Genomic DNA, 12,256 nt, shown 5'->3' on the forward strand with positions numbered 1-12,256 from the left:
AGTTGTTTTAGGTCAGACTCGAATTAAGCAGTTTCCAGTCTGAATAAGTCTCAGAAGAATTACATTTTATTTTGAGACAGTTCCTTAGGGAGTATCCTGTCCTTCAATTCTTCAAGGAACATTCATTTTGAAACAGATTTACCATACTTACCCCTTCATCAGTTACTTTGACCCTTTTTCAGAATCATGACGGACAAGCTGCAGGATACAGAAGAATTCGAAATCAACGGAATGTTTTCATCCTGAAGCAGCCCCGAAGCATAGAAAAGCAACGCTGAAATTATCGTCACTGTCAAAAACGAAGTGCTGCAGCGGTAAAATCAGACAGTAATGCAAAGCGGTTTTCCCAAAGCATTAAAACAGTCTGCCAGAGCATTAAGCCCCGTAGTTTTTCTGAAGCTCATGATGCTGTTAAGCCTCTGATTGCTGACATCAAGTCTTCTGGCAAGCTCAGACGGTCTTACCATCAAATCAGTCATGGTATTTCTGAGCATAATCTTCAAGGCGGTGTCATAGCCGACATCAACAATAAACCGGCTGCCATCATCAATTACAGCAGGAACAGGGATTCTTTTCTTAAATTCCACAAGACCTTCAATATAGTCATAGATAACCTCCCTTGCCATCATGCGGGCTTCTTCCATGTTACGTCCCTGACTTAAAGCTCCTTCCCACCCACTGCCGTCGATGCTGACAATGAAAAGCCGGTTCCCCTTTCTGATATTGGCGGAATACTTCAGATAGTCGTTAATGTTCATTTTCTATATAGTCCCCTTTGGAAAAAAGCCTCATTTTCGAGGCTTGTTCTGATCGCATTTTGGATTGTCTGATAATGACTTTTAGCTTATTATTGTCAATCTCTCAATGATGCGGCATGGTGAGTATGTGTCCGCTCTTGCTTATCTATCAAACACTTATTATTGTGTTTCATACTTTTTGCGGGTCTTACTCCGCTATTCATGCGCGTACCGCTTTCTCAAGGTCTCGCTTTTTGAATCTCCCTTTCTCCTGCAGTTAAAAGCGTTATTGACCTTTGAGTATTGTTATAAAGCAATTTGTTTATAAATAAAGCAATGTCTATACAAAAGTGTGATTTGTTTGCTAATTGTCAAAAAGTCTCGATACTGATCTTGATTTTCAAAAGGAATACGGTACAATAGCTCCCAATCGTGCCTGTTCCTCTGCAACGAAGCTTCGTGCATTGTTGTCATGTGCAGGCCATCATCGTCACAGAACCTTCCCATGTGTAATACAAATCCTCCTCCACTTCCTTCCCAAACCGTTTCAGACATATAGTAAACAGATTCAAATTTTGCAAGATAGAGGTATGGTATTTTCTGATCTTCACTATGCCCAAAAGAAACTTGCAGAAGTTAGCTATTATAGATTGAGTGGTTTTTGGTATATATTTAGAGAAATTGCAAAAGATAGTAATGGCAACATAATTTACCACTCATCTAATAATAAAATTCCAAAACGACTTGATAGATTTATTCCAAATACGGAATTTAAAAATGTTTTTGATTTATATCTTTTTGATAAAACTCTTCGTTTGCTTATGCTAGATGCTTTAGAACGTATAGAAGTTTTTATCAGATCGTTAATTGCCTATGAAATGGGAAAGTCTGATCCTTTGGTTTACAAAGAAGATAAATATATTGATAGTAAATTCTTATTAAATAGCAATAACACAACATCAGCTTGGGATAGATGGGTTTCAGATAATCAGAACCATATTGATAGATCATATGAGGATTGTATTATTTGGCATCATAACTTAAATCGTGAAATACCCATATGGGTTGTAACGGAAGTGTGGGACTTCGGTTTGATGTCCAGATATTTCTCTATGCTGAGACGAAAATACAAAAATAAAATTTGTGGAAGAATTGATAGAAATCTTACGCCAGATATACTTAATAATTGGTTGAGGGAACTTAATATTTTGAGAAATAGGTGTGCCCATCATACAAGGATATGGAATCAGGTGTCGCATACTTGTTTGAGCATCCCACAGATAGATTATTTTAAAAAGATTAGTTTGCAGAGACAGTCTCTAAATAGAATGAGTGGTAATATTGCTATTCTTTGGTTTCTTGTGAATAAAATGGGCTCTTCTTCAACATGGCTTGATAGAATATCAGAATTGTTAAAATCACAAACTGAAAAATCGTATTTTTCGATAAAACCTATGGGATTTACTGATAATTGGCAAGAAGAAATTTTACGATTTAAAAATGCAGTATTATAAAACAGCAGAAGCAATTATTGAATAGCTGGAAAGGGAAGGCCCTTCACTGCGGTTCGCTGGCTACAGAGATCCTGAAGCACTGGGGGGCTCTGTTTAATTCCGTGCAGTGAGGCATCTTCGGATAGACTGACTGCTGGATATAGATGGCGTATAGTGCAGGTGCCACTCAGTTACAGAAAACAGCATCACGGAAGGCAGAGTATAACTGAATATCAGGGTATCGCCCATGCTGATCAGCGTCAGGGTTAAGAGACCGGAAGGGACAAAGCTTTTCAAGCGGAATGACAGCAGGTATGTCTACCATGTCGTAAGCTCGGTCTATGTTCCGGAAAAGAAGTACAACAGAGATGTAAAGAAATGCATCGGGAAGCTCTGCGATGATGACAGCTCTTTCATGTGGCCCAACGAGAATTTTGAGCGGTATTATCCCGGCATTATTGCCAGGGCCGCAATGCTCCCCGAACCGCCGATGCTGTCAGATACCCTGACAATCGGAACGTATGCCGTTCTCCGGCATATTGCGAACCAGGAAGGCCTGACGCGGATTCTGGAAAACGTTTATGGCGCGAAGGATGCCGGAAGGATCTTTGACGCCATGCAGTATCTCATCACTGCTCAGCCGGCATCCTTTGTTCCCGGCGAGTCCTTCTGGCGCCGCCGCGTTACGGAAAGCGGTGAGCCATTAAGCGATGCTGCGCTGCGGAAGCTTTTAAAGGAAGCCGCGGACGAAGACAAGCGCCATGAAATGCTCCGGGAGTGGCAGAAAGCCCATAGCGGCAATGCGGACATGATTTACCTTGGATTCATCAGGGCGGGATGTTCAGGAGCGGGAGAAAGCGCCCCGGCCGGATGGGGATCGTTCGAAGAGGATAACCTGAGACCGGAGATTAATCTCGCGCTTGCGGTAAGCGGGAAGGAGGCCGTTCCGCTGGACTGGGAGGCTTGTCCCGGCAGCATTGAAGATATGAACGCCTGCGCCGCCATGCTGCAAAGGATCTCTGATTGCGGCTGCCGTAACCCGGGATTCCTGCTTGACCGGGAATGCTGCGCCGAGTCTGTTTTCAGGCAGCTTGATGACCGGGGCGATGATTTCATAATGAGGGCCCGGGAGGACATGGCATTTATCCGCGATCTTATTTCAGAGCATGCGGAAAAGCTTAAAAACGATCCCTCCCTCTTCATTGCCGGTCATGACGTTTCCGGCATCACGGCAAGGCGCTCCCTGTTCGGCCGGGAACGGTGTTTTCATGTGTATTATGATGATGTCAGAGGGAGCCTCGGCCGCCGGCAATTCCAGTCCCGGATTGCCGCTCTTAAGGAAAATCTTGACAGTCTGGTGAATACGAGACTCCCGGAGAATGCCCGTCTTTCGGAATACGCTCCCTGGTTTCAGCTGGAAATCGCGGAAATCCCGGAACCGGAAAAACAGATCGGCAAGGATAACGGCAGGGATTACAGCAAGGACCAAAAAATCAGGCTGCTTGCCGGGTATGCTCTTAAAGAGGAAGCGGTCAGAAAGAAGCTGGATTCCTATGGCTTCTTCTGCATCGTGACCGCAAAGGAAGAGGATGCCGGCAAAGTCCTGGATATTTGCCGCGGCCAGGACAGTCTCGCCGGGTTCATAAGAAGCATCAGCCGGAGCATGGATTTTGAAACCCCGGCCGGCTGTTCCATCCATGCCCGTGAAGCTCTTTCAGGCAAGCTTCATCTCATGTTTCTTTCCGCCATCCTGTGGCAGCGGCTCACGGAGATCGGAAGAAGAATTCAGGCGGAAACTGAAAGTCCCTCCGGCTTCGCGGCTCCCGAAATAATTAATGATCTGGAGATGATTGAATGCTCCCGCGCATCCCAAAACGCTTACATAAGGAGATACGCATTAACCCTCAGACAAAAGACCGTCCTGAAGGCTCTGGGGCTGTCTGAACAAAGCATCGACCGCGAAATATCATCCTTCACTCTGAAAATTGCCGGAAATCCCGCTGTAAGCTGAACTGCCTTTTGTCTGTTCCTGATCCCGGCATTTTGTCTTTTTTCCCCCGGTATTCCTTCCTCCGGCGCTTTATTTTTGCCGGCTCCGTTCCTCCAAAACCCCAAAAAATCCCCAAAAACACTGTCCGGCCCGCGGGAGTTTGTAATCAGGCGGGACGGTATTCACAATCCGGAAAACCAGTTTTATCAGCGGTGTGACGCAGGTTGCTATTTACGGCGTCCCTTTCCTTAAAACGTCCGTGTTATGGTAAGATGTATGCTGTCGGGATATATCGATAATAATTATTATACTTATTACAGCCTGTTACGGATTCTTCTTGTGAAACGCCGGCGGATCTGCCGGTTTCTGAGTTTTTATGAAATTAATGCGGTTTCCGGCGCTCCCGGCGCAGCGGGGCAGGAGCCGTTTTTTGGGAGCAGGGGTTTTTATGACCGGCAAATACAAAATATCCCGGGGACACAGCCGCATACTCGGTTCTACGGTGGAGCAGGGCGGAGTAAATTTTGCGATCTGGTGTCCGCCGGCCACTGAAATGGAGCTTCTCCTGTTCAAGGATGTGGATGATGCCAATCCGGACTCTATAATACTTAAATCCGCGGAGTATAAAAGCCATTATTACTGGCATGTCTTTGTGCATGGCGTCACCGACCGGCAGCTTTACGGCTGGCGGGTTAAAAAGGTGCCCGACAGCAAGCCCGGCACCGTGTTCGATCCCCTGAAGGTGCTTTTGGATCCCTATGCCCGGCGGATCGTTTTCCCGCAGAACTACAACCGCACTCTGAGCCGTTACGTGGGTTCCAACCTGCATTTCTGCGCCAAGAGCGCGGTTATTGACATGAGCCTCTATAACTGGGGCCGCGAAGAAAAGCGTCCCCTGCATCCCATGAAATCCAGCATTATCTATGAGATGCACGTGGCCGGCTTTACCCGAAACCCCAATTCCGGACTCCCCGATAATATCCGGGGCACCTATGCCGGCATTATTTCCAAGATTGACTATCTGAAATCCTTGGGCATCACCGCCGTGGAGCTTCTCCCGGTATTCCAGTTTGACAGCCTGGACGCCCAGCCCGGCAAGTGCAACTACTGGGGCTATTCCCCCATGAGCTTTTTTGCGGTGCACGGGGACTACGCCTCCCGAAACGACATCTACGGTCCCATTGACGAATTCCGGGACATGGTCAAGGCTCTCCATAAGGCCGGCATCGAGGTTTTTCTGGACGTGGTCTACAACCATACCTCCGAGGGCGATGCCTCGGGGCCGGTTTATTCCTACAAGGGGCTGGACAATTCCTCCTACTACATTCTGGATCCCGACAATCCCGAAGCCTACCGCAACTATACCGGCTGCGGCAATACCGTGAATGCCAGCAATCCCATGGTGAAGCAGCTTATCAAGGACAGTCTGCATTTCTGGACCGAGGACATGCATGTGGACGGCTTCCGCTTCGACCTGGCCTGCGTGCTGTCCCGGGATTCCACCGGTCAGCCCCTGAGCGATCCCCCCACCACTTTGGCCATTGACTGCGACAACCGGCTTTCCGACGTGAAGCTCATCGCCGAGCCCTGGGATGCCGGAGGACTTTATCAGGTGGGAGCCATGGCCGGCAGCCGCTGGCGGGAATGGAACGGGCAGTTCCGGGACGATCTCCGCTGCTTCCTCCGGGGCGATAACGGCATGATTTCCCGTTTCGTAAACCGCATTCTGGGAAGTCCCGATATTTACAAGGAGAAATATGACGATCCCCAGAAGAGCGTGAACTTTATCACCTGTCATGACGGCTTCACCCTCTGGGATCTGGTGTCCTATAACGAAAAGCACAACGAGGCCAACGGCGAGGGCAACCGGGACGGCAATGACTACAATTTCAGCTATAACTACGGCGTTGAAGGCGAAACCGCCGATCCCCGGATCCGGGCGGTGCGGCTCAGACAGGCCAAGAATTTCATGCTGCTTAATCTGATGTCCATGGGCACTCCCATGATTCTCATGGGAGACGAGGTGCTCAGAACCCAGCACGGCAACAACAACGCCTACTGTCAGGACACGGAGATGAGCTACCTGAACTGGCTGCCGGGCAAGGATGCGGAGGAGATGCTCCGCTTCACCAAGGTGCTCCTGTCCTACCGCTGCCGCCGCGGCAGAAAACGGCGCGATTCGGGCCGTGATTTTGAGTCGCTGCAGGAGGCCATTGCCAACAATTCCATTACGTGGCACGGCGTGGAGCCCTTCAAGCCGGACTGGAGCCATACCTCCCACAGCATCGGCCTTACGGTGTATTCCGAGACCCGGGGACTCTGGTATTACGTGTTCATCAATGCCTACTGGGAGGGACTTCACATCAAGATCCCTTCGGTGCCCCACGGCGAGAAGCAGAAGTGGTTCCGGGTAATTGATACCTATTTGTCGCCTCCCGATGATATCTATTCGGAAAAGGATGAGTATTTCCCCATCGGACACAACTATTATCTGGGAAGCCGCTCCATTCTGGTGCTGGTGGCTCCCGGCCGGCAGAGATAGGGGCCCGATCCCCGGGGTTTCAGGCAGGGCGGCGGTCTAATTCTCCGCGCCTGACGGCGGCCGGTTATATCTTTTGCGTGTTTGGCGGGTTTTGGGTAAAATACCCGCTGTCCGGGATGCCTGAAGGAGGGCGGAGCACGGATTTGACGCAGCGGGCAATCAATGCCGGGGCAGCGCCGGCAACGAGAAATCTTATTTTTCCAGTCAGAGGGACAAGACATAATGTTAGGCTATGACTATGACAATGACGCGAGTTCGTCTGGCGTACTGGACGATAAAATTGAAAAGCTCACCAGCGAGCTTCATGATGCCCGGCAGAAGATCGACAAGCTGCAGCAGTTCAATCATGATCTGGATCGCGAGCTCGCAGACACCGGCGCAGAGTTAGCCTCCACCATTATCAAGCTGAACGAGGTGACCCGCCGGCTGGAAAACAGCGAGGACGAAAGAAAAAGCCTCATCATGGAGCTGGACGGACTTAACGATCAGCTGGAAAAGCATGAGCAGTTTATGAAGAGTCTGGTGAAGATCCTTAAAAGCAGTCATAACATGGGCTGATCGGGACAAAACCGTTCGGGATCTGAGTTCTTATCGGGAGAAGGCCGGGGCATGGTGTCCGGCCTTTTCTGTTTCTGCGGTCTTCGGCGGCGCCGTCCGAAGGATTAAAAGTCGTCAATGGCCGAGTGATCCTGGGGCTCGATTACAGTGACGCTTTCGAGCTTCATATCCTGAGGAACCCCTTTAGGAATCCCGGGCTCGTTTTTCACGCCCTTCGCAGGGTCAATGACATGAACTATTTCAAAGCCTTTCAGCCGGTAGCCGCCGCCGGCGCCATTGTCATGGCTGGACAGGTGCCTGAGGTCAGTAAGACCGTCAAAGTTGCTTTCGGGGCCGCCATTCAGTCTGACGACAGTTCTGATTTCCAGGGTGCCGTCATCTCTCTTTCTGATGGAATTATCGACTCCGACAGTGAGACGAAGCCTGTTTTCTGACTCCGCCGACAGTTTAGCTAATTCCGGTAACAGGGGATGGATGCGATCCTCCTGTTTTACATCGGAATTGCTGATGTTTTTGACGAACAGGTTGGAAATTCCGCCCTGCATCATGAAAGAGGATACAAAACCCCGGAACTGTTCCGGAACTATTTTGTTAAAGGCCTTCTCCGCATCTTTTTTGACCTTGTCATTGTCCTGGAAATTGCCGAACTCGGCGCCCTCGATCTTGATTGAACTCAGCGAGTCTCTCAGGAATACCGTGTGAATGGTGGTGGACGTAACGTTATTTTTTGAGGAATTCAGTTCATAGTCATAGCTGTTGCTGATAGCCTCTTTTGTTAAGGTATTCTGCACCGCTCTGGTAAGATGCTCTTCGGTCATGGCATCTGCCGACAGGAGTTTTTTGAATAATTCATCATTCTTTATCGTGTCGGTTACCTCGGTGATGATTCCTTTGTAATTTGTCATGGGATCCATTTCATTATAGGCAATACTGCAAAAAACCAGATCCCTGATCATCATTCTGGCGAGTTTCTGAGCCTGAGGGCCGTCAAGATTCAGGCTGCTGACGGCCTTGTCCAGTTTTTCATTAAAGCTCTTATTCTCCTTCAGAACCGCCAGCTTCACAATCATGTTTGCGGCTTCTTTCATTTCCGGAGCGGGCGTCGCATTCGGGTCTATTACGGCAGCGTGGTTATTGCCGGTTCTCATATGGTCTCTGATTTCCTTCAGGAAGGCATCGGCAAAGTTTAATTTAAGCTCCAGCCTGCTTTTAAGTTCCGGAGACATTTTTGCGGACATGCTGTTAATGCTGTTCTTAAAAGCAGTGGTAAGACCGCTGAGAGCGGGGAGATTTTCGGGTTTGATGCTGACACAGGTGTAACCGTTATTGACGGCGCAGGAGAGGGGGAGAGCATGGCCCAGATGGGAGAAGAACTCCTTCATCTTTTCAGCCGTTTCAGCATTGGCGGTCTCAGGGGAAATGCCGGTTACCGACTGGAAGAGATCAGTTAGCTTGTTCATGCCCTCTATGGTCTGGAGGGGGTTATTTGACATGAGATCCTGAATGGCTGTCATCTGGGTGAAGAGAGCCCTGAAAATGCCCTCATACTGCCGGAGAGCCTCAGGGGTGATTTCCCTGGTGCCATGGCTGCTTAAGTGGTCAAAAACCTGTAAAAGCTGAGTATCGTTCAGCTTGGGCAGGGCGTTTTTGACAGCGGCAAGATCTTTTATGGCGTTTTCGGTAATGTCGCGCTTATAGCCGCCGCTCAGGCCTCTTACGATGTTTTCCAGCTGCATATCGGTAAAATCTGAAAATTCTTCCCTGAGCTTTGCCATGGCGCCCTGGTAGCGGAAATCCGGATCCTTTTCGGCATAGGCCCTGGCATCATCCGCTTCCTTAAGATCCGCGGTTTGGGACAAAGCGCCGTTTTCCCCGAAAATCTTTGTCATAAAGCCATTGTCCGTATTGGCATCTCCGGAAGGGAATGCGCCGAGACGGTTATAGATTTCCCCAAGCTTCCGGGCGGTTTCCGAGACGTCCTTGCCGGAGGCAAGAGCCTGTTCCGCAAAGGCGGACATCCGGTTATTGATTGCGGCAAAGATGTCCTCCAGAAGCTGGTTTATTCTGGCCTGGGAGTTTTTGATGCTGGGTTCGGTCATCAGGGTTTTCAGGGCGGCAGCCTTCTCCTCCATATTGAGGCAGGCAAAGTCCTCCGGATGGGCGGCAATGCGGGATAACACGGCATAGCTCAGGCGTTCGTTCTTGCCGGGGTTATTGGTGCCGGCGTATTTATCGATGAATTCCGCCGGAGTCAGCACGGAGCCCCTGATGCGGATGCCGGCCTTGCCGTCGCTGTTTTTTAAGGCTGAGGACATCAGCTTGACATCCTTAAGGTTTACCTTGTTGTCTTTCCGGCTGAAGAGATCAGTGAGCAGGGCGGAAACCTGTCTTTCCTTCTCCTGACTTGCTTCCGGAGCTGCCTCGGCATTAGCATGGATTTCCGCATTGCTTCCGGCGTCAATGTTTTTAGCCAGAGCTTCTCTGAGTGCGGCGTTAAAGGAAGCATTGCGCTGGAGGAAGGGCACCTTGTCAAACTGCCGCTGCTGCTCCTTGTACTGGGAGTTAAAGAGCCCCTTGAAAAACCGGTAAACGCAGTTATCCCGTCTTCTGGGCGGATTGACCACCACAAGATCGCCGCGGGAACTGAGAGAAAATACGCCCTCCTGATCCATGAGATTCCTGATGCCGGCGCTCATGGTATTTTTGATGTTCTCGTTCTCGAAATTAAACCGCTCAAGATCAGCGGCCTTCAAAGCGCCCGGATTAATATGGTCGGTCATGGCGAGCATCCTCTTATTGCGGAAGGCCGGGGAAATTGTTTCCGGGGCTCTTCCTTTGCGGGGTATTCAGCAGTATTTGCCGCTCAGGCTGATATTCCCATTATAGCCTGTCTGTTTTGAAAACGTTTTACCGCCGAAAAGGTGACAAAGCTTCTCTTGCCAGAGGATCCCTCCGGAGGACGCGTGAGACCAGGAGAGGAGTTTTCCGGGGCGGGATTAAAAATCCAGATCCGCGGGCGGCAGGGCATCCTTTACCGTGAGGCTTTCAAGCTTCATCTCCTGGGGAATTCCCTTCTCGTCTGCCACTCCGGCCTTAAGATCAATGGTATGCACCATTTCAAAGGTTTTCAGCCGGTAGGCGTCATTGTTTTCATTAGACAGGTACGTCAGGTTCTTAATGCCGTGAAAGTTCCGGCCGGGGGCGCCGTTCAGAGTTATGACAGTTCTGATTTCCAGGATATCGTCTTTTCTCCTGTTTATGGCAAGCTGCGCGTCGACAGAGATCTGAAGGCGGCTTTTTGACTGCTCCGTCAGATTTGTGCTGTCCGGTATCAGAGGATGGATGCGATCCTGCGGCGCGACGTCGATATCGTAAATGTTATGGTAGAGAATGTTGGGGATCCCGGTCTGCATCATGAAGGTGGATACAAAGCCCCGGAACTTTTCGGGAACGATACTGCTGAAGGCCTCCGCCGCGCCGGCCTTGCGGTTGCTGTCTCCCTGGAATTTGTCGAGATCGGTGTCCCCGATTTTGATATTCGGCCCCAGGATATCTCTCAGGAAGGCGCTGTGAATGGCGGTGGGAGTAACGGCCTTTTGCGGGGACTCCAGCTGTTCCTCGTATCTCCGGCTGATTATTTCCTTTGATGCTATCTTATTCACCACGGTCTTCAGATGATCCGGGGGCATGGAGTCTAAAGACAGGAGCTTCAGGAATGCTTCATCATCCTTTATTTTGCCGGTGACATCGGTGATGACGTTTTCGTAATGCGCCATGGGGTCTTTGTCTTTGGCAAGCCCGCAAAAGACCAGATCCCTTATCATCAGCCGGGCAACGTCCCGGGAGCGGGCGTCCTTCATGTTAAGTTCGTTCACCGCCTGATCCAGTTTTTCGTTAAAGCCCTTATCCTCCTTCAGAATCGCGAGCCTTACCGCCTGATCCGCAGTCTCCTTCATTTTCGGAGCGGGCTCCGCATCCGGGTCGATGATCCCGGTGTGGTTGCTGCCGGTTCTCATATGATCTCTGATTTCATTCAGGAAGGCCTCGGCAAAGCTTAATTTATGCTCAAGACTGCTCTTAAACTCCGGAGACATGCTGGCAGAAAAGGTGTTCAGGCTGTTTTTAAAAGCGGTTTTAAGGCCGCTGAGAGCAGTGAGCTCCTCGGGCTTGACGCCGGCATGGGAGAAAACCATGCTGTTTCCGGAGCAGGCGAGGGAGAGTACGTGCCCCGTATGAGAGAAAAACTCCTTCATCTGTCCGGCCATTTCAGTTTTGTCAGCAGCAGCGGCCATGCCGGTAACCTGCCGGAGGAGATCGGAAAGCCTCGCAATGCCCCGCATGGCCTGGAGGGGATTATGAGATTCCAGATCCCTGATGGCCAGCAGAAGATAGCGCTGGGCTTTGAAAATGTCCGCATACTGCTTCAGGGCCTCAGGGGTGATCTCTTTTGTTCCGTGGCTGCTTAAATGGTCAAAAACCTGCAAAAGCTGAGTTTCTTTCAGCTGGGGGAGGGCGTTTTTGATATTGACAAACTGCGTTATGGCGTCATCGGAAATGTCCTTCTGGTAGCTCCCGCTGAGGCTCCTTACGATCTCTCCCAGCTGCTTGTCAGTGAGATCAGGCAATTGCTCTTTGATCTTTGTCATGGCGCCGCTGCAGCGGAACCCCGGATCCGTTCTGGCATAGGACTGCGCATCCTCGGCCTTCTCCAGATTGCTGATTTTGGAGAGAGCGCCGTTCTCCCCGAAAATCTTCGTCATAAAAGCACGGTCGGTTTTCTGATTTCCGGTGGCCGGGGAACAGAGCCTGTCATAGATATCCGCAAGCTTCCGGGCGACGGCATTGGCATCCTTGCCGGAGGAAAGAGCATTTTCCGCAAAGGCTGACATCTTGTCATTGATTTCAGCCATGATGTCCTGAAGAAGCTGGTTAATTT

General features: G+C 50.0%; 7 protein-coding genes. 4 read left to right on the top strand and 3 right to left on the bottom strand.

From position 1 onward, the window contains the following. Positions 1 to 320 precede the first annotated feature (320 nt). Positions 321 to 758 (bottom strand): type II toxin-antitoxin system HicB family antitoxin, encoded by a 438-nt coding sequence (locus tag ACJROR_RS11875; RefSeq protein ID WP_406039859.1) that lies wholly within the window; start codon positions 756 to 758, stop codon positions 321 to 323. 569 nt (positions 759 to 1,327) lie between these two features. Between ACJROR_RS11875 and ACJROR_RS11880 the strand changes: the two genes are divergently transcribed. The 4 genes from ACJROR_RS11880 to ACJROR_RS11895 all read left to right on the top strand — a co-directional run bounded on the left by ACJROR_RS11880 (position 1,328) and on the right by ACJROR_RS11895 (position 7,320). After that, positions 1,328 to 2,251: an Abi family protein gene (locus ACJROR_RS11880; RefSeq protein ID WP_406547212.1), complete on the top strand. Its 924-nt coding sequence runs from the start codon at positions 1,328 to 1,330 to the stop codon at positions 2,249 to 2,251. Between the two features lie 226 nt (positions 2,252 to 2,477). Further along, positions 2,478 to 4,241 carry a hypothetical protein gene (locus tag ACJROR_RS11885; RefSeq protein WP_406547213.1) on the top strand — a complete coding sequence of 588 codons (1,764 nt, stop codon included), beginning with the start codon at positions 2,478 to 2,480 and terminating at the stop codon, positions 4,239 to 4,241. 409 nt (positions 4,242 to 4,650) lie between these two features. Next, entirely contained in the window at positions 4,651 to 6,762 is a 2,112-nt protein-coding gene (glgX, locus tag ACJROR_RS11890; RefSeq protein WP_406547214.1) for a glycogen debranching protein GlgX, read from the top strand. 222 nt (positions 6,763 to 6,984) lie between these two features. Next, positions 6,985 to 7,320, top strand: coding sequence for a hypothetical protein (locus ACJROR_RS11895; protein WP_406547215.1), 336 nt, complete (start codon positions 6,985 to 6,987; stop codon positions 7,318 to 7,320). A gap of 104 nt (positions 7,321 to 7,424) precedes the next feature. Here the strand turns inward: ACJROR_RS11895 and ACJROR_RS11900 are convergent, their stop codons facing one another. Both ACJROR_RS11900 and ACJROR_RS11905 read right to left on the bottom strand, forming a co-directional pair. Then, positions 7,425 to 10,100 (bottom strand): hypothetical protein, encoded by a 2,676-nt coding sequence (locus ACJROR_RS11900; RefSeq protein WP_406547216.1) that lies wholly within the window; start codon positions 10,098 to 10,100, stop codon positions 7,425 to 7,427. 216 nt (positions 10,101 to 10,316) lie between these two features. Then, positions 10,317 to 12,256: hypothetical protein (locus tag ACJROR_RS11905; protein ID WP_406547217.1), on the bottom strand; the 1,940-nt coding region annotated here is incomplete at its 5' end.

The sequence above is a fragment of the Succinimonas sp. genome (assembly GCF_045225735.1).
Taxonomy (GTDB): domain Bacteria; phylum Pseudomonadota; class Gammaproteobacteria; order Enterobacterales; family Succinivibrionaceae; genus Succinimonas.

What these genes read in the sequence shown, in the direction of transcription:
- ACJROR_RS11875 (WP_406039859.1), bottom strand. Translation starts at nt 758, where the DNA reads ATGAACATTAACGACTATCTGAAGTATTCCGCCAATATCAGAAAGGGG.
- ACJROR_RS11880 (WP_406547212.1), top strand. Translation starts at nt 1,328, where the DNA reads ATGGTATTTTCTGATCTTCACTATGCCCAAAAGAAACTTGCAGAAGTT.
- ACJROR_RS11885 (WP_406547213.1), top strand. Translation starts at nt 2,478, where the DNA reads ATGCTGATCAGCGTCAGGGTTAAGAGACCGGAAGGGACAAAGCTTTTC.
- ACJROR_RS11895 (WP_406547215.1), top strand. Translation starts at nt 6,985, where the DNA reads ATGTTAGGCTATGACTATGACAATGACGCGAGTTCGTCTGGCGTACTG.
- ACJROR_RS11900 (WP_406547216.1), bottom strand. Translation starts at nt 10,100, where the DNA reads ATGACCGACCATATTAATCCGGGCGCTTTGAAGGCCGCTGATCTTGAG.